This is a genomic window from Streptomyces lasiicapitis (assembly GCF_014646335.1).
In the GTDB taxonomy this organism is placed as follows: domain Bacteria; phylum Actinomycetota; class Actinomycetes; order Streptomycetales; family Streptomycetaceae; genus Streptomyces; species Streptomyces lasiicapitis.
The window spans coordinates 125,458-146,515 of the sequence record NZ_BMNG01000019.1; the positions used below are offsets into that span (position 1 = coordinate 125,458).

Here is a 21,058-nt window from a genome sequence, read left to right on the forward strand (position 1 = left end):
GTCGTTGCACCGACGCTTTCAACATACCCAGCGGCCCAGAACTACGAAATCCGCGCAGCAAGACATCGAACGCAACGAAATTCATCGCTGCGGCCTTGCGGAACAGACGAGACGTCGTGCACAGTGAAGTCGTGGCAAGTCGTAGCGCAGACCCCAGCAGCTCCCGAGGCGGGGCGAATCCCTCGGTGGACGCCGTCTCCCTGGCGATCATCGAACAGCTCCAGGAGGACGGCCGCCGTCCGTATGCCGCCATCGGCAAGGCCGTCGGCCTCTCCGAAGCAGCCGTGCGGCAGCGGGTGCAGAAGCTGCTCGACCAGGGTGTGATGCAGATTGTCGCCGTCACGGACCCGCTCACCGTGGGCTTCCGCCGACAGGCGATGGTCGGGATCGACGTCGAGGGTGACGTGGACCCGGTCGCGGACGCCGTGGCCGCCATGCCGGAGGCGGAGTACGTGGTGATGACCGCGGGCTCGCACGACCTCCTGGTGGAGATCGTCTGCGAGGACGACGACCACCTGCTCGAAGTCATCAACAAACGGATCCGCGCGCTCCCCGGCGTGCGCTCCACCGAGAGCTTCGTCTACCTCAAGCTCAAGAAGCAGACCTACATGTGGGGAACCCGATAGCCGTGAGCACCAAGGACCTCAGCCGAACCGCGTACGACCACCTGTGGATGCACTTCACCCGCATGTCGGCGTACGAGAACGCGCCCGTTCCCACCATCGTGCGTGGCGAAGGGACCTACATCTACGACGACAAGGGCAAGAAGTACCTCGACGGCCTCGCGGGCCTGTTCGTGGTCCAGGCAGGACACGGCCGCCGGGAGCTCGCCGAGGTCGCCGCCAAGCAGGCCGCCGATCTCGCCTTCTTCCCCATCTGGTCGTACGCCCACCCCAAGGCCGTGGAACTGGCGGAGCGCCTCGCGCAGTACGCGCCGGGCGATCTGAACAAGGTCTTCTTCACCACCGGCGGCGGCGAGGCCGTCGAGACCGCCTGGAAGCTGGCGAAGCAGTACCACAAGCTCACCGGCAACCACACGAAGTACAAGGTCATCTCGCGCGCGGTCGCCTACCACGGCACCCCGCAGGGCGCCCTGTCCATCACCGGCCTGCCGGCCCTCAAGGCCCCCTTCGAGCCGCTGGTCCCCGGCGCCCACAAGGTGCCGAACACCAACATCTACCGCGCCCCGATCCACGGCGACGACCCCGAGGCCTTCGGCCGCTGGGCCGCCGACCAGATCGAGCAGGAGATCCTCTTCGAGGGCCCCGAGACGGTCGCCGCGGTCTTCCTGGAGCCGGTGCAGAACGCGGGCGGCTGCTTCCCGCCGCCGCCCGGGTACTTCCAGCGGGTCCGCGAGATCTGCGACAAGTACGGCGTGCTGCTCGTCTCCGACGAGGTCATCTGCGCCTTCGGCCGCCTCGGCACGATGTTCGCCTGCGACAAGTTCGGCTACGTCCCCGACATCATCACCTGCGCCAAGGGCATGACCTCGGGCTACTCCCCGATCGGCGCCGCGATCATCTCGGACCGCATCGCCGAGCCGTTCTACAAGGGCGACAACACCTTCCTGCACGGCTACACCTTCGGCGGCCACCCCGTCTCCGCCGCCGTCGGCCTCGCCAACCTCGACCTGTTCGAGCGCGAGGGCCTCAACCAGCACGTGCTCGACAACGAGTCCGCGTTCCTGACGACCCTGCAGAAGCTGCACGACCTGCCGATCGTCGGCGACGTCCGCGGCAACGGCTTCTTCTACGGCATCGAGCTCGTCAAGGACAAGGCCACCAAGGAGTCCTTCACGGACGAGGAGTCGGAGCGCGTGCTCTACGGCTTCGTCTCCAAGAAGCTCTTCGAGTACGGCCTGTACTGCCGCGCCGACGACCGCGGTGACCCGGTCATCCAGCTGTCGCCGCCGCTGATCGCCGACCAGTCGACGTTCGACGAGATCGAGGGCATCGTCCGGCAGGTGCTCACGGAGGCCTGGAGCAAGATCTAATACCCCCGCACGAGCGCCGTAACCGGCCCGGGTGCGCCCATCCGAGTGGGATGGGCGCACCCGGGCCGCGTCCTTGTCCGGCGCCCGGCGCCGAATCCTTAGCGTGCCCAGTGACCGATCGGCCCAGCCTTCGTTCCCCCGTACGGGGGAGGCAATCTGATCTGAACCGAGGTGTACGCCATGGTGGCCCCGCCGGACAACGACGTGCTGTGGGCACGAGCCCTGCACGTCACGCTCAACGGCTCCCCCGCACTCACCGGTGTCTCGCTCGGTGTCCGCGAACGCGAGATCCTCGCCGTCGGCGGCCCGCGCGGCAGCGGCAAGACGACGCTGCTGCGCTGTCTGTCGGGCCAGCTCCTGCCCCACCAGGGCGAGGTGTGGTTCAACTCCACGCCCGTGCACACCATGGGCCCGCTGGTCCGCGAGCGCCTGCGCCGCGACCGCTTCGGCTGGATCGACCCCCAGCCCCGTCTGGTGCCCGAGCTGAACGCCTGGGAGAACGCCGCGCTCGGCCTGATGCTGCGCGGCGGCGCCCGCCGCCTCGCCCGCGTCGCCGCCCACGAGTGGCTGGAGCGCCTCGACATCGGCGACTGCGCCCGCAAGCGGCCGCACGCCCTCACCCAGTCCGAGCGCCAGCGCGTCTCCATCGCCCGCGCCCTGGCCTGCACGCCGTCCGTGCTCTTCGCCGACGAGCCCACCGCGCCGCTGCACCGCGCCGACCGCGCCCACGTCCTTCGTACGCTGACGACGGCGGCCCGCTCGCACGGCATCACCGTCGTCCTCGCCACCCACGACGCGGAGGTCGCCACGCTCGCCGACCGCACGGTGACGCTGCTCGACGGGCGGCGGGTGCATACGGTGCATCTGCCGGGGGACGATCTGGTGCGCGCTGGGGTGGGTGGGGGTGCTGGGGCTTCCGCTTCCGGGAAGTCCGGTGGGTCCGGAGGCTCAGGGGGCGCGGGAGGCTCAGGCGGGCCGGACGGTTCCGGCGGCCCCAACAGCCCTGCCGGCCCCGCCGCCTCCGACGGCTCCGACACGGAAGGCCGGGCCGCGTGCTCGCTCTCCGTCTAGCCCGCGGCTCCCACCCCCTGGTCCAGTTGCGCAGGCTCCTGGTCGCCGCCGCCGCGGCCGGCACCGGCTTCCTGCTGCTCTGCACCCTGGGGTACGCGATGAGCCACCCGGCGTCCACCGGCTCCGTGCTCCGCCTCGCCTGGTGCGCCGCCCCGATCGCCGCCACCGTCCACTTCGCGGTCGCCGTGGCCCGCACCGACCCCGGCACCAAGCCGCGCCCCGGCCTCGCGGCCATCGGGCTCGGTCCCGGTCAGCTCATGGTGATCACCGCCATGACCACGGCCGTGGCCTGCACGCTCGGCTCCATGGTGGCGCTGCTGTTCTTCCTGCACCTGCGCGGCGACCTGTCGGGCCTGCCGTTCGACGGCGCGGCGGCCGAACTGCTCGCCGCGGACCGGCCGTTGCCGCTCGCCGCCGCCCTGACACTGCTCGCGCTCGTGCCGCTCGCCGCGTCCGTGGCCAGCGCCGTCGTGCTGCGCCCGCGCCCCGCCAAGCCGGGCACCGTGCCCGAGCCCGAGGACCCCGCGCCACCGGCCGCCGCGCCGGGCGGCCTGCCCTGGGGCGTCGCGCTGATCGCGGCCGGGCTCGCCGCCGAGACGTACGCGAGCGGATTCGCCGACGGATCGGACGGCTCGGGCCCGCGCATGCCCGGCGGACTCGCGGGCAGCCCCGTCGGCGCCCTGGCCGGCTGGGGCCTCACCGCCCTCGGCCTCGCCCTCGCCGGGCCCGCGCTCACCCACCTGTGCGGACGGCTGCTCCAGGCGGTCCGGCCGGGCGCGCTGCGGCTGCTCGCCGGGCGCGTGCTCCAGCAGGAGGCGCGGCGGATCGGGCGGCCGCTCGGTGTGGTGTGCGCGGTGGCGTCGGGCGCGTACGCGGCGGGGGCGCTGTACGCCGACGCGGTGGGCAGCCGCTCGGAGATCGGGCCGCTCACCACGCTCGGCGCGCTGCTCGTCGCGGGCTGCGCCCTCCTGACGCTGACCACGGCCGCCGTCGAGGCCAAGCACGCGCGCGCCGACACGACGGCCGCGCTGCTGCGGCTCGGGGCACCGGCCGCGCTGCTGCGGGGCTGTGTGGCGCTGCGGGCCGGGGCGCTGTTCGCGGTGTTCGGTCCGGTGACGTGGCTGGTGGCGGAGCTGTCGACGATGCCGTTGGTGCGCTGAGAACTCGTACGAGAAAATTCCGCGGCGGCCGATGAGTTCCGGGCCGAGGGGTCGTCTAATCCTCCGTAAGACGCACACACGCGCTTACGCGAGGCACACACCCCACGGGAGACGCACATGTACCAGCAGATGATCTTCGTGAACCTGGCCGTGAACGACGTCGAGGCCTCGAAGAAGTTCTTCACCGCGCTCGGCTACTCGCTCAACCCGCAGTTCTCCACGGACGACACCGCCTGCGTCAAGATCAGCGACACGATCGTCGCGATGATGCTGAGCAAGTCGCACTACAAGGAGTTCACGACCAAGGAGATCGCGGACCCCACGAAGACCAGCGAGGTGCTCCTCTGTCTGAGCGCCGAGAGCCGCGACGCGGTCGACGGGCTCGTCGACAAGGCGCTGGCGGCGGGCGGCACGGCCGGCAAGACCCAGGACTACGGCTTCATGTACGGCCGCTCCTTCGACGACCTGGACGGCCACACCTGGGAGGTCATGTGGATGGACGAGTCGCAGGTCGAGGGCTGAGCGGGAGCCACGTCCCGGCCGGGCGGGACCCGCGTCCCAGGGGTGCATAGCATGGGCGGATGCTGCCCTCCGAAGCATCCGCCCGTCACCCCGGCGACCGCGAGATCGAGACGCTCGCCGAGTTCGACGAGGTCATGGCGGTACGCGGCTCGCTCGCCGGATTCCGCGTCCAGGCCGTCGACTTGACGGACCGTACGTCCGCGCTGCTCACCGCGGACACCACGGGCGCCGTGTTCCTCGGCTGCCCGATGACGGAGGACGCCGCCGCCCGCGTCCGTGCCGGTGGCGCGCTGGTCTTCCCACCCGTCCCTGGCCTGCCGTTCGACCCCTACCGCGCGCTCCTGTACACGCCCGGCGACCTGTTCGCGGGGCTCGACGACGGCGGGTACGAGGCGACGCCGGACGCCCGCGCCTACGCGTGGTTCCAGCAGACCAAGGCCGACGGCGACGTCTTCGCGTCGATGCTGCGCGCCGTGCACGACGACTCCATCTCCGACGCGCTCGACGAACTCCTCGTCGGGGCGCGGGTGGTGGGCGTCATGGGCGGCCACGCGATGGCGCGGGGCACGGAGGAGTACGCGGGTGCGGCGCGGCTCGGCCGGCAGCTCGCGCGGGCCGGGTTCACGGTGGCGACCGGGGGCGGTCCGGGAGCCATGGAGGCGGCGAACCTCGGGGCGTACGCGGCCGTGTACGACGACGCGATGCTGGACGAGGCCCTGGTGATCCTCGCCAAGGCGCCCTCGTTCACGCCGTCGGTGACGGAGTGGGCGCGGGCCGCGTTCGCGGTGCGCGAGCTGTGGCCGTCCGGCGGTCCTTCGGTCGGCATCCCCACGTGGTTCTACGGCCACGAGCCGCCGAACGCGTTCGCCGCGCACCTGGCCAAGTACTTCGCCAACGCCACCCGCGAGGACGGGCTGCTCGCCCGGTCCAACGCGGGCGTCGTCTTCCTCCCGGGCGCCGCGGGCACCGTCCAGGAGATCTTCGACAACGCGACCCCCAACTACTACGAGTCCCGCGGCACCCCCACCCCCATGGTCCTGGTCAACGCCCACCACTGGACCCACCATCTCCCGGCGTGGCCCCTCCTCCAGTCCCTCTCGGCGAACCGCCCGATGGGCTCACGGATCGCTTTGGTGGACGACGTGAGCGAGGCAGCAACAAAGCTGACCGAGCTGGGGGGTACTGCTTAGTCGACCCGGCTGTGGGCAGTCGTGCCGCAGGGCGGCACGGGTGGGCACAGCCCCACGCCGACGTGCACCGTCACACCCCACCGTCACCCAAACGAAGCCCGCTCCAGCCAGAACTCCAGCAACTCCCGATCCCCCAGCACCTCAACCCGCCCGGAGTCCAACCCCCGCCGCCGGTAGAACGCCAGCAGCACCTCCGTAAGCGGCCCCCGAAGCGCGACATCCGCCTTCTCGTGCGCCCGCCGCCACACAACCCCCTCCGGAGCGAGCTCCACCACCCACTCCGCGTCCAACGCCGCCCCGGCGGCCCCCGCATCCACCGCGTGGAGATGAATGCTCCGCCCGTCCCCCCGCAACTCGTGCGCGTTGTCCGCCAAGTTGGTCCGCTGCACGTACTGCACGATCTCCAGCCACTCATCGATCGCGTCAGCGGCGACCTCGGGCGCCACCTCGTACGGAACCCCCGCGGCGATCGCCGCGTCGGCCCGGTGCACGGCCACCTCGTGCGTCATCCGCCGGGCCCAGAACTCGGCGGTGTGCTCGTCGGTCCACGTCCACACGGCCGTGTCGCCGGAGGCTCCGGCCAGGGCGGCGTCCATCCGCTCCGCCGTCTCGGCGAGCCACGCGTCGAGCGCGGCGGGATCGTCGTCACCGGGCCCCTGGAAGCCGGGGACGTCCGACTCGGCGACGTGGGCCTCCGCCCGGGTCCGCACATGCGCCTCGACCCACCGCACCGCGCCCCCGGTGTGCCGGGCGAGCTCCCCGAGGGTCCACTCGGGACAGGTCGGCACGGTCACCGACAGGTCGGCCCCGGCCAGGGTCTCCCTGAACAGCCCGATCTGTGTGGCGACTTCTTCGCGGTAACGGTCGTATCCAAGTCTCGTCATGGCCGAACCATAAGTCGACGTCCCGCGCCCCGGCAGCCGGGTTTCCGCCACCGCCGCACAGCGGAACCCCTCAGCCGAGCACCACCACGTCACCCGAGTCGAACGCCACCCCCACCGTCTCCCCCACAGCGGGCGCGTCCCGCAGCGCGCACGCCGCCTCGAGCCTCGGCCCGCCGGGCGGTTCCAGACGCACGGCGACATGCGTACCCCGGAACGTACGCGCCGTCACCACACACGCGAGCCCCTCCCGCGCCCCCACGAGCCGCACCCCGGCCGGCCGCACGAGCAGCCTGCACGCCCCCTGCCGGGTCCCGTCCGGCACGGGGACCTTGCCCCACACGGTGTCCGCGGCCTCGCCGGTGACGGTCGCGTCGACCACGTTGTCGAAGCCGAGGAAGCGCGCGACGAACTCGTCGGCGGGGTTCCGCCACACCTCAAGCGGCGTACCGGACTGGGCGATCCGCCCGTCCCGCATCACCACGACCCGGTCCGCCAGCGCGAACGCCTCGCCCTGGTCGTGCGTGACCGCGAGCACCGTCGTACCCAACTCGCCGAAGAGTTCCCGCAGTTCGGCGACGAGGCGTTCGCGCAGCGAGCGGTCGAGCTGGCCGAGGGGTTCGTCGAGCATCAGCAGGCGGGGCCGCGGCGCGAGCGCGCGGGCGAGCGCGACGCGCTGCTGCTCGCCGCCCGACAGCGAGGAAACGGCCCGCTTCTGCGCACCCGGAAGCCCCACCAGGTCCAGCAACTCGGCGACCCCCAGGGCCTGTTCCGCCCGCGAGGCGCCGTGCATCCGCAGCCCGAAGGCGACGTTGCCCGCCACATCGCGCTGCGGAAAGAGCTGATGGTCCTGGAACATCAGGCCGACGCCCCGCTTGTGCGCGGGCACCCCGCCCTGGTCGCGCCCGCCGAGCACGATCCGCCCGCCGTCGAGCCCCTGGAGCCCGGCGACGGCCCGCAGCAGCGTCGACTTGCCGCTGCCGCTCGGCCCGAGCACGCACACAATCTCGTGCTCGGCGACGTCGAGGCCCACGGTGTCGAGGGCGGCGCGGGCCCCGAAACGTACCGTCACGTCGTCGAGACGCAGCAGCGCCCCGGCGTCGGCACCGGCCGTGGAGGCGCCCTTCGGCTGCACGGCAGTCATCAGAACTCTCCCGTCGTACGTTCCGTACGCAACCGCTCCAGGAGCAACAGCGACACCGCGCACACCACCATCAGAATCGTCGAAAGGGCCATCGCCTGGCCGTAGTTGAGGTCTCCGGCGCGCCCGAGCAGCCGCGCCACCGCGACCGGCAGCGTCGGGTTGTCCGGCCGGGCGATGAACACCGTCGCGCCGAACTCGCCGAGCGACACCGCGAAGGCGAAGCCCGCCGCGATCAGCAGCGCCCGCCGCACCAGCGGAAAGTCGACCTCGCGCCAGGCGCGCAGCGGCGAGGCCCCGAGCACCGCGGCCGCCTCGCGCAGCCGTCCGTCCACCGCGCGAAGGACGGGCAGCATCGTGCGTACGACGAAGGGGACGCCCACCAGCGCCTGCGCAAGCGGCACCAGGATCCAGGACGCCCGCAGGTCAAGGGGCGGCTTGTCGAGGGTGATCAGGAAGCCGAAGCCGACGGTCACCGCGGACACGCCGAGCGGCAGCATGAGGAGCGCGTCGAACCCGCGCACGAGCCGCCCCGCGCGCCGGGTCAGCGCGGCCGCCGCGAGCCCGCCGATCAGCACCGCGATGGCCGTCGCCACGACCGCGTACCGCAGCGAGTTCCCGATCGCGTCGACGGCCGGGACGAGGAACGCCCCGCCGTCGGTCGACCGCAGCGTCTCGTAGTAGAGGAAGCCGTAGCCGTCGGGCCCGTCGAACGAGCGCTGCACCAGCACGCCGAGCGGCAGCAGGATGAGCAGCGCGACGGTCAGGAGCACGAAGCCGAGCAGGCTCCACTGCCCGGCCCCGCGCGGCCGCCGCACCGTCGCCGAGGCGTCCACGAGGCGCAGCGCGCTCTCGCGCCTGCGCACCGTCCAGGCGTGCACGGCGAGCACCGCGCCGACCGCCGCGAACTGCACGATCGTCAGGACGGCGGCCGTCGGCAGGTCGAGGAGCTGCGCGGTCTGCCGGTAGATCTCGACTTCGAGCGTCGAGTACGCCGGTCCGCCGAGGATCTGTACGACGCCGAAGGACGTGAACGTGAACAGGAAGACCATCAGCGCGGCCGCCGCGACGGCGGGCCCGAGCGCAGGCAGCGTGACCGTGCGCCAGGCGGTGAGGCGGGAGGCGCCGAGCATGCGGGCGGCCTCCTCCTGGCGCGGGTCGAGCTGCGACCAGAGCCCGCCGACGGTGCGTACGACGACGGCGTAGTTGAAGAAGACGTGCGCGAGCAGGATCGCCCACACCGTCGTGTCCAGGCGCATCCCCCACAGCTCGTCGAAGAGCCCGCCGCGCCCGATGACGGCGAGGAAGGCCGTGCCGACGACGACGGTGGGCAGCACGAACGGCACGGTGACGACCGCCCGGAGCACCTGCTTGCCCCTGAAGTCGAAGCGCGCGAAGACGTACGCGCCGGGCAGCGCGATCAGCAGCGTGAGCGCTGTGGAGGCGAGCGCCTGCCAGGTGGTGAACCACAGCACCTGCTGGATGTCCGACTGCCCGATCACCTCGCCGATCCGGCCGAACTGCCAGCTCCCGTCGGCCTTCAGGCCGCGCGCGACGATCGCGGCGACCGGGTAGGCGAAGAAGACGGCGAAGAACGCGACGGGCAGGGCCATGAGGCCGAGCCGAGCCGCGCTCCCGCGCCGGCCCCCGGGAAGACCCCTACGGACCTTCCCGGAGCCGGGCTCGGCTACTTCAGAACGAGCGAGGTCCATGACTTGACCCACTGCTCACGGTTGTCGGCGATCTTCTTCGGCGCCATGGTCTCCGGCTTGTCGACCCGCACCCCGAACTTCCGGAACAGCTCGGGCGTCTGCGCGGCCTCCCGCACCGGGTTCACGAACATCTGCAGCGGCATGTCGTCCTGGAACTTCTTGCTGATCATGAAGTCGAGGAGCGCCTTGCCGCCCTTCTCGTTCTTCGCGCCCTTCAGCAGGCCCGCATACTCGATCTGCCGGAAGCAGGTGCCGGTGGCGACGCCGGTCGGGGCCTCCTTGGGCTGCGGCTTGGCGTAGAGCACCTCGACGGGCGGCGACGAGGCGTACGACACGACGAGCGGCCGGTCGCCCTTGGCCTTCTTGCCGCCGGCCGAGCCGGAGAACTCCTCGTTGTACGCCTGCTCCCAGCCGTCGACGACCTTGACGCCGTTGGCCTTCAGCTTCTTCCAGTAGCCCTGCCAGCCGTCGTCGCCGTACCGCGCGGCCGTGCCGAGCACGAAGCCGAGACCGGGCGAGGACGTCGAGGCGTTCTCCGTGACGAGGAGGTTCTTGTACGCGGGCTTGATCAGGTCGTCGAAGGACTTCGGCGGCGCCAGCTTCTTGTCGGCGAAGTACTTCTTGTCGTAGTTCACGCAGATGTCGCCGGAGTCGATGGGCGTGACGCCCTTCTCGCCCCCCGCGAGCCGGTACTGCGGCAGGACCAGGTCCGCGCCCTTGGCCTCGTACGGCTGGAAGACGCCGTTGTCGAGGGCCCGCGACAGCAGGGTGTTGTCGACGCCGAAGAACACGTCGCCCTGCGGATTGCCCTTGGACAGGATCGCCTTGTTCACGGCCTGCCCGGCGTCGCCGTCCTCAAGGACGCGGACCTTGTAGCCGGAGGTCTTCTCGAAGTCCTTCAGTACGTCCTTGGAGACGTTGAAGGAGTCGTGCGTCACGAGGGTCACGGACTTGGAGTCCGACGCCTTGGACCCGCTGTCCGAGCCGCACGCGGTGACGGCGACGAGCCCGAGACCCACGGCGGCCGCCGTGAGAGACGCCCTCTTCACCGACGCCTTCTTTGTGGTGCTCACGAAAAACATCCTCCTGGAGTGACCAGGAAGAGACGCGGCCCCGCCCGGGACCGACGGATCGGCGTCCCGGGCAGGGCGCAACAGCTTGAGTAGCGACCGAACTTCCTACCCAGAATGACCTGGGCGAGGTTCAGAGGGTCTGCGGCCGATACCGCACTCTCAGCGCTGTGGCGCTCCCCTGTCGGAATATGCAGATGTGGTTACGCCCGCAAGACTACCTCTCGGACGCCGCGAGCTGGCCGCATGCCCCGTCGATCTCCTGGCCACGGGTGTCACGGATGGTGACCGGCACGCCGTGGGCGGCGATCGCCTCGACGAAGGCCTTCTCGTCCTCGGGCCGGGACGCCGTCCACTTCGAGCCGGGTGTCGGGTTCAGCGGGATGAGGTTGACGTGCACCGGCTTGCCCTTGAGCAGCCGCCCGAGCCGGTCGCCGCGCCACGCCTGGTCGTTGATGTCCCGGATCAGCGCGTACTCGATGGACAGGCGACGGCCGGACTTGGCCGCGTACTCCCAGCCGGCGTCCATGACCTCGCGGACCTTCCAGCGGGTGTTGACCGGGACGAGGGTGTCGCGCAGCTCGTCGTCGGGCGCGTGCAGCGAGATGGCGAGGCGGCACTTGAAGCCCTCGTCAGCGAACCGGTGGATGGCGGGCACCAGGCCGACGGTGGACACGGTGATGCCGCGCTGCGAGAGGCCGACGCCGTCGGGCTCGGGGTCGGTCAGCCTGCGGATGGCCCCGACCACGCGGTTGTAGTTGGCGAGCGGCTCGCCCATGCCCATGAAGACGATGTTGGAGAGCCGGGCCGGGCCGCCCGGGATCTCGCCGTCCCTGAGGGCCCGCATGCCGTCGACGATCTGGTGCACGATCTCGGCGGTCGACAGGTTCCGGTCAAGGCCCGCCTGGCCCGTCGCGCAGAACGGGCAGTTCATGCCGCAGCCCGCCTGGGAGCTGATGCACATGGTGACCCGGTCCGGATACCGCATCAGCACCGACTCCACGAGGGTGCCGTCGAACAGCCGCCACAGGGTCTTGCGGGTGGTGTCGTCGTCACAGCTGATGTGCCGCACCACCGACATCAGCTCAGGAAGCAGCGCCTCCTGAAGCTTGCCGCGCGCACCGGCCGGGATGTCCGTCCACTGCTCGGGCTGATGCGCGTACCGCGCGAAGTAGTGCTGCGAGAGCTGCTTGGCGCGGAACGGCTTCTCGCCGGTCGCGGCGACGGCTTCCTTCCGCTCGGCGGGCGTGAGGTCGGCGAGGTGCCGCGGCGGCTTCTTGGCTCCACGGGGGGCGACGAAAGTGAGTTCTCCGGGCTTAGGCATGGTTCGTCCATTGTCCCAGAGATACGAAGAGGGGCCCGCACCCTGTGGATAACGGACCCCTTCGCACGAAACCGCAGGTCAGCCGGTGCCGACGAACGCCACCAGCAACAACCACACCACTGGGGCCGTAGGCAGCAACGAGTCCAAGCGGTCCATGATCCCGCCATGGCCGGGCAGCAGCGTGCCCATGTCCTTGATGCCGAGGTCGCGCTTGATCATCGACTCGCCGAGGTCGCCGAGCGTCGCGCTCGCCGCCACCGCGAGGCCGATGAGCAGGCCCTGCCACCACGTCCCGTCGTCGATCAGGAAGTGCATGCACAGCGCGCCCGCCGCCATCGCGAAGGTCACCGCGCCGAGCAGGCCCTCGCGGGTCTTGCCGGGGCTGATGCGCGGCGCGAGCTTGTGCTTGCCGAAGCGCCAGCCGATCGCGTACGCGCCGGTGTCGCTGACCACGGTCAGGACCAGGAAGGTCAGCACCCGCTGCGGGCCGTCGCCCGCGGTGAGCATCAGCGCCACGAACGTCGCGAGGAAGGGAACGTAGAACGCCGCGAAGACACCCGCCGTGACGTCCTTCAGATAGCCCTCGGGAGGCTCGGTCATGCGCCACACGAGCACCGCGAGCGCGGTCAGCGCCATCGCCACCCAGGCGCCCTCGGCGCCGCGGACATACCCGGCGACGACCATCGCGGCGCCGCCCACCGCGAGCGGCACCAGCGGCGCCTTGATGCCCTTGCGCTCTTCGAGGCGCGAGGTCAGCTCCCAGAGGCCGACCACCACGGCGACCGCTATGACGCCGACGAAGACCGCCTTCCGGATGAAGAGCGACGCGACGATGACCGCGCCGAGCCCCACGCCGACACCTATGGCCGCCCCGAGGTCACGGCCCGCGCTCTTCTTCTGCGGGGCTGGGGCGGGGTGTGGTGCGCCGGTCATGGGCTCCTGCGGCTTCTGCGCGGGGGGTGCTGGGGGCGCGGGCGGCGTCTCGTCACGGAACAGGGGGCCGCTCGGCTGAGCAGCCCCCCGGTCGTCGTCCTGGTGTCCGGCGCTCGCGCTGACGTCGGGAACGATGGGCATGGGCTGGGTCTCTGAAGGAGTCACAGCGTCCTGCGCATCGTATGCGGGACCCGCCGGGGCAGCACCCTGGAGCGGTCCCTGGTCGGGTGCCCCCCAGTACCCGGCTCTGGGCGGCGCCCCCCAGGAAGTGTCGTTCACGGAATTCGGAATCCTCAGACCTAGATCGGACGTCGAGTCGGACTCGATCAGACCTCGAGCAGCTCGGCTTCCTTGTGCTTGAGCAGCTCGTCCACCTGGGCGACGTACTTCGAGGTGGTGTCGTCCAGGTCCTTCTCGGCGCGACGGCCCTCGTCCTCGCCGATGTCGCCGTCCTTGATCGCCTTGTCGAAGGCCTCCTTGGCCTTGCGACGGATCGACCGGATCGAGATCTTGGAGTCCTCGGCCTTGGTCTTGGCGACCTTGATGTACTCCTTGCGACGGTCCTGGGTGAGCTCGGGGAACGTCACCCGGATGATGTTTCCGTCATTGCTCGGGTTGACGCCGAGGTCCGAGTCGCGGATCGCCTGCTCGATGTTGCGCAGCGCGGTCTTGTCGAACGGGGTCACCACGGCCATGCGCGGCTCGGGCACCGAGAACGAGGCGAGCTGGTTGATCGGCGTCAGCGCGCCGTAGTAGTCGGCCACGATCTTGTTGAACATCGCCGGGTGGGCACGGCCCGTACGGATCGCGGCGAAGTCCTCCTTGGCGACCACGACGGCCTTCTCCATCTTCTCCTCGGCCTCGAGGAGGGTCTCTTCGATCACCACTTGCTCCTGCGTGTCTTGAGTAGGCCCGGCTTCCACGGATCGGCCGGCTGCGTCGCGTCTCTTTCCTGCACGGTGTCCGACCGGCAGGGCTTTGTCCATCCCCTCGATGGGGTCGTCCGACGGAGTCGTCGACCCCTTGAGGGACGTACTCTGCTCAGGCCCGGGAGTCCTGGTCGCCCACGAGTGTGCCGATCTTCTCACCCTTGACCGCCCGGGCGATATTGCCCTCCGCGAGCAGTTCGAAGACGAGAATGGGCAGCTTGTTGTCCCGGCACAGGGTGACGGCGGTGGCATCGGCGACCTTCAGGTCGCGGGTGATGACCTCGCCGTACCCGAGGGAGTCGAACTTCACCGCGTCCGGGTTGGTCTTGGGGTCCGAGTCGTAGACCCCGTCGACGCCGTTCTTGCCCATGAGCAGCGCTTCCGCGTCGATCTCCAGGGCCCGCTGGGCGGCGGTGGTGTCGGTGGAGAAGTACGGCATGCCCATACCGGCGCCGAAGATGACGACGCGGCCCTTCTCCAGGTGGCGCACGGCGCGCAGCGGGATGTACGGCTCCGCGACCTGCCCCATGGTGATGGCGGTCTGCACGCGGCAGTCGATGCCTTCCTTCTCCAGGAAGTCCTGCAGGGCCAGGCAGTTCATGACGGTTCCGAGCATGCCCATGTAGTCCGAGCGGGCCCGGTCCATGCCGCGCTGCTGGAGTTCGGCGCCGCGGAAGAAGTTGCCGCCGCCGATGACGATGGCGATCTCCGCGCCGTCCCGCACGACGGCCGCGATCTCGCGGGCGATGTTGTGCACCACATCGGGGTCGACGCCGAGGCCGCCGCCTCCGGCGAACGCCTCGCCGGACAGCTTCAGCAGGAAGCGCCCGGCTACTTTGCCGTCGTCACTCTTGGTGTCGGCCTTGGTCATGGAGTTCTCCTTGTGGTGCACATACGAAGAGGCCATTGCCGGTGGGGTGGTGTTCATCCCATCTGCGGCAATGGCCTCCTCGTCAGATCTTGCGGTCGTCCGTCGCGTGCGAGGGTCCCACGTTTCCGGGTTCCCCTCGGGTACGCCGTCACGCCCGTCGCTGCGTACGCGGGCGACCGGGCCAGACCCTAGCGGGGTCTACCGTCGATCGTGGTACGGACTCAGATGCCGACCTTGATGCGCGAGAAGCGCTTCAGGGTGACACCGGCCTCCTGCAGGACCTTCTCGACGGACTTCTTGTTGTCGAGGGCGTAGGGCTGGCCCAGGAGAGTGGCGTCCTTGAAGAAGCCGTTGACGCGACCCTCGACGATCTTCGGGAGCGCGGCCTCCGGCTTGCCCTCGGCGCGGGTGGTCTCCTCGGCGACGCGACGCTCGGTCTCGACGACCTCGGCCGGAACGTCCTCACGGGTGAGGTACTTCGGCGCGAAGGCGGCGATGTGCTGGGCGACGCCCTTGGCGACCTCGGCGTCGGCCTTGTCGAGCTCGACGAGGACACCGATCTGCGGGGGCAGGTCGGGCATCGTGCGGTGCATGTACGCGAAGACGAAGCCGTCGGAGAACTGCGCGAAGCGGTCCAGGACGATCTTCTCGCCGAGGTTGGCGTTGGCCTCGTCGACGAACGCCTGGACCGTCTTGCCGGGCGCGATCTCGGACGCGAGGAGCGCCGCGACGTCGGCCGGGCTGGTCTTGGCGATGTGGGCGGCCAGCTCGTTCGCGACGGACTGGAACTTCTCGCCCTTGGCGACGAAGTCGGTCTCGCACTTGAGCTCGACGATCACGCCGGAGGTGTTGTCGTCGGCGATGAGGGAGACCACGGCGCCGTTCTCGGCGGAGCGGCCCTCGCGCTTGGCGACGCCCTTCTGGCCCTTGATGCGCAGGGCCTCGACGGCCTTGTCGACGTCGCCGTCGGCCTCGTCGAGGGCCTTCTTGCAGTCCATCATGCCGGCGCCCGTGAGCTCACGGAGCTTCTTGACGTCAGCGGCGGTGTAGTTCGCCATGATTCTCGAAAGTCTTTCTCGAAGTCGAAGATCTACGGGTGAACGGCGGGGGCCGTGCTTGTGGCACAGGCCCCCGCCGTCAGCAGCCGAAGCCGCACAGACTCAGACGTCAGGCCTGCTCGGCGTCCGCGGCCGGAGCCTCGGTGGCGTCGTCGGCCGGCTTCTCGTCGGCCTTCGGGGCTTCCTCGGCCTTGGGGGCCTCGGCGGCCTCGTCAGCCTTGGGGGCCTCGTCGGCCTTCGGGGCCTCGACGGCCTCGTCCGCCTTCTTCTCGCCCTCGAGCAGGTCGCGCTCCCACTCGGCGAGCGGCTCGCCCGCGGCCTTCTCGCCCGGCTTGGAGTCACCGGTGGCGACGCCGGAACGGGCGATGAGGCCCTCGGCGACGGCGTCGGCGATCACGCGGGTGAGCAGGGTGACGGAGCGGATCGCGTCGTCGTTGCCCGGGATCTTGTAGTCGACCTCGTCGGGGTCACAGTTCGTGTCGAGGATCGCGACGACCGGGATGTTGAGTTTCCGGGCCTCGCCGACAGCGATGTGCTCCTTCTTGGTGTCCACGATCCAGACGGCGCTGGGCACCTTGGACATCTCGCGGATACCGCCGAGGGTCTTCTCCAGCTTGGCCTTCTCGCGGGAGAGGACGAGCAGCTCCTTCTTGGTGAGGCCGGAGGCGGCCACATCCTCGAAGTCGATCTGCTCGAGCTCCTTCAGGCGCTGCAGGCGCTTGTAGACGGTCGAGAAGTTGGTGAGCATGCCGCCCAGCCAACGCTGGTTGACGAAGGGCATGCCGACGCGCGTCGCCTGCTCGGCGATGGCCTCCTGCGCCTGCTTCTTCGTACCGACGAACATGACCGTGCCGCCGTGGGCGACGGTCTCCTTGACGAACTCGTAGGCGCGGTCGATGTACGACAGCGACTGGAGAAGGTCGATGATGTAGATGCCGTTGCGCTCCGTGAAGATGAAGCGCTTCATCTTCGGGTTCCAACGGCGGGTCTGGTGACCGAAGTGGACGCCGCTTTCCAGCAGCTCCCGCATCGTGACGACGGCCATGGCCGTACTCCTTGGTGTTTTCTCGGTTATGTCCTGACGCCCGGCACGCGCCGTGCCACGTACTCGCGTACGGGACCGAAAGGCGCTGACACCACTGGCTCGGAAAAGCGCGGTGTCGGGGCGTGCGAAGTCGACCCGGTGACCCGGATCGCCACATGAAGTGTACGGGACCCGCGGGGCGGCGGGTGACGCCGCTGTCCACAACCGGCTGGTAGTCCACCGTTCCCGGCCATGATCCCCGCGGAACGGCGCGGGGCGGGACCGTTCCGGCATGACGTGTGAGCGACTGCCCCGGGTGCGGGGCGTGACGAATGTGGCGGTGTGGGTCCTGGTGCTGCTGGCGCTGGCCTGCGGGTCCGTGCGGGCGGCGGGGGTGGGGCCGGGGCCGTCCGCGGGCCGCGCGCGGGCGCCCGAGCCGCCGCCCGGGGCTGCGTCCGCGGCGGATCCTGGACCGGTTCCGGCCGTCGGCGGCGCCTGGCCGGTGGGGGCGCGTCCGTGGGTGGTACGGGGGTGGGAGCCGCCGGCCTCGGAGTACGGCGCGGGGCACCGGGGCGTGGACCTGGCCGCGCCGCCGGGCTCCCCGGTCCGCGCGGTGGCCCCGGGCCGGGTGTCCTTCGCGGGGCGGGTGGCGGGCCGCGGGGTGGTCTCGGTGGAGCTGTCCCGCACGGGGGACCCGCCCCTGCGCACCACCTACGAGCCGGTGCGGCCCACGGTCAAGAAGGGCGCCCGGGTGACTACGGGCACCCTCCTCGGCACCCTCGACCCCACGGCCCCCTCCCACTGCCCCACGACATGCCTGCACTGGGGGCTCCTGAGAGCGGACACCTACCTGAACCCGCTGGCCCTGCTTCCCCCATGGCTACTGGGCGGGGCCCCGTCCCGCCTGCTGCCGCTGACTGCGGAGCACCTGTGAGGGGCCCCCTTGTCGAGCGAAGCCGAGAGCTTGGGGATGGGGAGGTGGGCACAGCCCACGGTTCCGGGTGCCCTCAACGTCCACGCCAACCGAAGTCACCCCCGGCCCAGGGCCAGAGGCCTAGCCCCGCACGCCCCGCAGCGCCATGCCCACGGCAGCCTCCGTAATGGCCTGGGGATCCTCGGCCACGCCGAGTTCGATCCGCCGCACCGCGGCGTCCACGATCCCCTGAAGCAGCATCGCGGCCAGCCGCGGCTCCTGATGCCCCAGCGCCCCGAGCGCCTCCACGATCATGGCCACGAGCCCGCCGTGCGCGGCCCGGATCTTCTCCCGCGCCCCCGCGTCCAGCTCACTCGCCGAGATCGCCACGACGGCCCGGTGCCGCCGGTCCCCGACCAGCGCGAGCTGCCGCCGCACATAGGCCTCGACCTGCTCCTCGGGCGATTCCGCCGCCTCCATCGCCGCCGAGACCTCCGCCGCCCACACGGGGAAGTCGACCTCGCAGAGCTCTTCCACGACAGCCGCGCGCGAGCGGAAGTACTCGTAGACGGACGAGCGCGCGAGTCCCGTGCGCTCGGCGAGCGCGGGGAACGTCAGCGCCTCCGTACCGCCTTCGGACAGCAGGGATCGCGCTGCGTCCAGCAGGGCGCCGCGCTGCATCGACCGGTGCTCGGCCACAGAGGCCGCTCGAATCCTTGGCACGCCTCCACTTTACGGACGCGGCGCCCGCCAGGGGAGCCCGCCAAGCAGGCATTCGTCCTGGCAGCGGCGGCGCGCGCCCGAAAGGCGCGGCCGGGGCAGGGACGATTCACCACACGCACCCACGGCCCCGCCCTCCACCTCACCGACCAAAACTGGCCAGCTTCGCCCGCAACTGCAGCACCGATTTCGTGTGGATCTGGCTCACCCGGCTCTCCGTCACGCCGAGCACGTTGCCGATCTCGGCGAGCGTGAGCCCCTCGTAGTAGTACAGCGTGACGACGGTCTTCTCCCGCTCGGGCAGCGTGTTGATCGCCCGCGCCAGGAGTCGCCGCAGCTCACGGCCCTCGGCGACCTCGACCGGGTTGTCGGCGGCGGTGTCCTCGAGGGTGTCCATCAGACTCAGCCGGTCGCCCTCGCCGCCGACGTGCAGCAGCTCCTCCAGGGCGACGACGTTCGCCAGGGACAACTGGCTGAAGACCGCGTGCAGTTCCTCCACCGCGATGCCCATCTCGGCCGCGACCTCACCCTCGGACGGGGTGCGCCGCAGCCGCGCCTCCAACGTGGCGTACGCCCGCTCCACGTTGCGCGCCTTCTGCCGCACGGACCGGGGAATCCAGTCGAGCGCCCTCAATTCGTCGATCATCGCGCCCCGGATCCGCGTGATCGCATACGTCTCGAACTTGATCGACCGCTCGATGTCGAACTTCTCGATCGCGTCGATGAGCCCGAAGACCCCCGACGACACGAAGTCCGCCTGCTCGACGTTGGGGGGCAGACCCACGCTCACGCGGCCCGCGACGTACTTCACGAGCGGCGAGTAGTGCAGGATCAACTGCTCGCGCAGCCGCCCGTCGCCCGTCGTCTTGTACGACCGCCACAGCTCGTCCAGCGACGTGGGAGCGGGTGGCCGCTCCCGCTCGCCGCTTCGGGCGGCTGGGGGAACTGCCGCCCGGTCGGACCCTGACGTGTGCTGGGGCATGCGTCGCCTTGAGCCGTTCTGCCGTGATCTGGAAAGTTGCCGGACCCGGTGCGCTGGTGGGTTTGCGCGAAGTGAATGAGTTGTCCGTCTTATTGCCTGTCCGCACCGGATTCGTTGTGAGCGTAGCGTGACTGAAGTGCCACAGAGTGCGAAGAGTATGGGATCGCACGTACGCAGATACGTTCCGCTTGACGCTCTTCGGGATCACTTTCGTCGCGCTCCGTGACGGATCGGCCGCGCCAACTGCACGTTTTCCCAAGGTCGTCGGAGTTCATCCGTCCGGCGCAACACACACCGTCACGCACCACCTCCGCCCGGAAAGAGCGAGAGAATCGCCTGGCGTGTCAACTGCCAGCCGTCGCCGTGTCGTTCGACGAACCCGAGCGAGCGAAGTTCGTACAGCCGGGCGACCGCGTCGTCCGCACTGGTGCCCGCCCCTCGTGCGATGTCCCGCGCCTCGGCGCTCCCGTGCGCCGGCAGCGCGGCCAGCACCCGGGCGGCGCCGGGGTGCAGCAGATCGCGCGGCACGACCGGCCCGCGCCGCGGGGGCGCGAGCTCCCCCATGTCCCCGACCAGCTCCACGACTTCGGCGGCGTCGCCGACCAGCACCCCGTCCCCGCGCAGCAGTTCGTGCACCCCCGCCGACAATCCACTGGTGGCGGGCCCCGGCACCCCCATCGTGTGCCTCCCGAGGTCCTGTGCGGAGCGCGCCGTGACCAGCGCACCGCTGCGGTAGGCGGCCTCCACGACGACGGTGCCGCGGGTGAGCGCCGCGATCACCCTGTTCCGCAGGATGAATCTGCTCGGCGTCGGGTGGTCGCCGGGCGGCAACTCCCCCACGACGAGCCCCTGTTCCGCGATCCGCCCGATCAACTGTGCGTGCCCCCGGGGATAGGGCCGGTCGACCCCGCACGCGAGCACCGCCACGGTGGCGCCGCCCGCGCCGAGGGCACCCCGGTGCGCCGCACCGTCCACGCCGTACGCGCCACCGGACACCACCACCCACCCGCGCTCGGCCAGCCCCGCGCCGAGGCTCGCCGCCATGTGCGCCCCGTACTCCGTGCAGGCCCGGGCCCCCACGACCGCCACCGACCGCAGCGCCCAGATCCGCAGTGACGGCCGCCCCCGCACCCACAGCCCGACAGGTCGCGCGTCCCCCAAGTCGTCGAGCTGCACCGGCCACTCGGCGTCCCCCGGCACCACGAACCGCGCCCCGACCTCCCCGGCCGCCTCCAGATCCCGCTCCGCCCGCACCCGCCCAGCCCGGGCCAGCAGCCCCTCCCACCGCTTCGCCGTCACCCCCGGCAACCGCTCCTCCCCGTCGCCCGGCCCTCTCCCCTCCACCAGACACCGCAGCACCTCGACGGCCCCCCACTCCCGGAGCCACCGTCCACCCACGGCATCCCCGGGCTCCAGCACCCGCGTCAACGCGACACGGGCGAGGCGTTCGCCGTCGGGCGGCGGGGACGGACTACTTGTCGAGCCCGGCACAGCGGGTGGAGCTGGGCCCTGCCCGGCCGACGGATCCCGGGGATCCCCGGGATCCCGGACTTCGCCCGGACCC

The 21,058-nt window shown here is 70.9% G+C and carries 20 protein-coding genes; 7 read left to right on the forward strand and 13 right to left on the reverse strand.

Annotation, left to right across the window (positions count from 1 at the left end; translation table 11 throughout):
* Nucleotides 1–116 precede the first annotated feature (116 nt).
* The 6 genes from IEY91_RS35175 to IEY91_RS35200 all read left to right on the forward strand — a co-directional run bounded on the left by IEY91_RS35175 (nt 117) and on the right by IEY91_RS35200 (nt 5,936).
* The gene (locus IEY91_RS35175) at nt 117–626 is read left to right on the forward strand and encodes an Lrp/AsnC family transcriptional regulator (protein ID WP_164320019.1); all 510 of its coding nucleotides are present in this window, start codon (nt 117–119) and stop codon (nt 624–626) included.
* Entirely contained in the window at nt 611–1,993 is a 1,383-nt protein-coding gene (locus IEY91_RS35180) for an aspartate aminotransferase family protein (protein WP_164320023.1), read from the forward strand. The genes IEY91_RS35175 and IEY91_RS35180 overlap by 16 nt, the downstream gene beginning before the upstream one ends.
* Nucleotides 1,994–2,173: 180 nt before the next feature.
* Nucleotides 2,174–3,064 (forward strand): ABC transporter ATP-binding protein, encoded by an 891-nt coding sequence (locus IEY91_RS35185; protein ID WP_189177081.1) that lies wholly within the window; start codon nt 2,174–2,176, stop codon nt 3,062–3,064.
* Nucleotides 3,046–4,224, forward strand: coding sequence for a hypothetical protein (locus tag IEY91_RS35190; protein ID WP_189177082.1), 1,179 nt, complete (start codon nt 3,046–3,048; stop codon nt 4,222–4,224). Before IEY91_RS35185 ends, IEY91_RS35190 begins: the two co-directional genes overlap by 19 nt.
* A 117-nt stretch (nt 4,225–4,341) precedes the next feature.
* A complete protein-coding gene (locus IEY91_RS35195) occupies nt 4,342–4,746 on the forward strand; it encodes a VOC family protein (RefSeq protein ID WP_189177083.1) in 405 nt (134 codons plus the stop codon).
* A 59-nt stretch (nt 4,747–4,805) separates the two neighbouring features.
* Nucleotides 4,806–5,936 carry an LOG family protein gene (locus IEY91_RS35200; RefSeq protein ID WP_189177084.1) on the forward strand — a complete coding sequence of 377 codons (1,131 nt, stop codon included), beginning with the start codon at nt 4,806–4,808 and terminating at the stop codon, nt 5,934–5,936.
* An 83-nt stretch (nt 5,937–6,019) separates the two neighbouring features.
* Here the strand turns inward: IEY91_RS35200 and IEY91_RS35205 are convergent, their stop codons facing one another.
* From IEY91_RS35205 to rpsB, 10 genes are all read right to left on the reverse strand, one after another.
* Nucleotides 6,020–6,820 (reverse strand): maleylpyruvate isomerase family mycothiol-dependent enzyme, encoded by an 801-nt coding sequence (locus IEY91_RS35205; protein ID WP_164320039.1) that lies wholly within the window; start codon nt 6,818–6,820, stop codon nt 6,020–6,022.
* A 70-nt stretch (nt 6,821–6,890) separates the two neighbouring features.
* A complete protein-coding gene (locus IEY91_RS35210) occupies nt 6,891–7,961 on the reverse strand; it encodes an ABC transporter ATP-binding protein (protein WP_189177085.1) in 1,071 nt (356 codons plus the stop codon).
* Nucleotides 7,961–9,670 (reverse strand): ABC transporter permease, encoded by a 1,710-nt coding sequence (locus tag IEY91_RS35215; protein ID WP_189177086.1) that lies wholly within the window; start codon nt 9,668–9,670, stop codon nt 7,961–7,963. Before IEY91_RS35215 ends, IEY91_RS35210 begins: the two co-directional genes overlap by 1 nt.
* The gene (locus IEY91_RS35220) at nt 9,646–10,752 is read right to left on the reverse strand and encodes a thiamine ABC transporter substrate-binding protein (protein ID WP_189177087.1); all 1,107 of its coding nucleotides are present in this window, start codon (nt 10,750–10,752) and stop codon (nt 9,646–9,648) included. Before IEY91_RS35220 ends, IEY91_RS35215 begins: the two co-directional genes overlap by 25 nt.
* A 205-nt stretch (nt 10,753–10,957) precedes the next feature.
* Nucleotides 10,958–12,064, reverse strand: coding sequence for a dual-specificity RNA methyltransferase RlmN (gene rlmN, locus IEY91_RS35225; RefSeq protein ID WP_189177088.1), 1,107 nt, complete (start codon nt 12,062–12,064; stop codon nt 10,958–10,960).
* Nucleotides 12,065–12,142: 78 nt separating this feature from the next.
* Entirely contained in the window at nt 12,143–13,276 is a 1,134-nt protein-coding gene (locus tag IEY91_RS35230; protein ID WP_189177089.1) for a phosphatidate cytidylyltransferase, read from the reverse strand.
* 47 nt (nt 13,277–13,323) lie between these two features.
* Nucleotides 13,324–13,881: a ribosome recycling factor gene (gene frr, locus IEY91_RS35235; RefSeq protein ID WP_189177090.1), complete on the reverse strand. Its 558-nt coding sequence runs from the start codon at nt 13,879–13,881 to the stop codon at nt 13,324–13,326.
* A gap of 157 nt (nt 13,882–14,038) precedes the next feature.
* The gene (gene pyrH / locus IEY91_RS35240) at nt 14,039–14,797 is read right to left on the reverse strand and encodes a UMP kinase (RefSeq protein WP_164320059.1); all 759 of its coding nucleotides are present in this window, start codon (nt 14,795–14,797) and stop codon (nt 14,039–14,041) included.
* Between the two features lie 221 nt (nt 14,798–15,018).
* Nucleotides 15,019–15,855 carry a translation elongation factor Ts gene (tsf, locus tag IEY91_RS35245; RefSeq protein ID WP_164320062.1) on the reverse strand — a complete coding sequence of 279 codons (837 nt, stop codon included), beginning with the start codon at nt 15,853–15,855 and terminating at the stop codon, nt 15,019–15,021.
* 109 nt (nt 15,856–15,964) lie between these two features.
* On the reverse strand, nt 15,965–16,900 hold the full coding sequence (rpsB, locus tag IEY91_RS35250) for a 30S ribosomal protein S2 (RefSeq protein WP_164320065.1): 936 nt from the start codon (nt 16,898–16,900) through the stop codon (nt 15,965–15,967).
* A 271-nt stretch (nt 16,901–17,171) separates the two neighbouring features.
* On the opposite strand from rpsB, the gene IEY91_RS35255 reads away from it, so the two are divergent.
* Nucleotides 17,172–17,813 carry a murein hydrolase activator EnvC family protein gene (locus IEY91_RS35255; protein ID WP_189177091.1) on the forward strand — a complete coding sequence of 214 codons (642 nt, stop codon included), beginning with the start codon at nt 17,172–17,174 and terminating at the stop codon, nt 17,811–17,813.
* A gap of 120 nt (nt 17,814–17,933) precedes the next feature.
* Here IEY91_RS35255 and IEY91_RS35260 read toward each other — a convergent pair whose 3' ends face one another.
* From IEY91_RS35260 to dprA, 3 genes are all read right to left on the reverse strand, one after another.
* Complete coding sequence (locus IEY91_RS35260; RefSeq protein ID WP_164328159.1) at nt 17,934–18,491, reverse strand: TetR/AcrR family transcriptional regulator; 558 nt, start codon at nt 18,489–18,491, stop codon at nt 17,934–17,936.
* A gap of 163 nt (nt 18,492–18,654) precedes the next feature.
* Nucleotides 18,655–19,494 (reverse strand): RNA polymerase sigma factor WhiG, encoded by an 840-nt coding sequence (gene whiG / locus IEY91_RS35265; RefSeq protein ID WP_164320069.1) that lies wholly within the window; start codon nt 19,492–19,494, stop codon nt 18,655–18,657.
* 297 nt (nt 19,495–19,791) lie between these two features.
* Entirely contained in the window at nt 19,792–20,985 is a 1,194-nt protein-coding gene (dprA, locus tag IEY91_RS35270) for a DNA-processing protein DprA (RefSeq protein ID WP_164320071.1), read from the reverse strand.
* Nucleotides 20,986–21,058 lie beyond the last annotated feature (73 nt).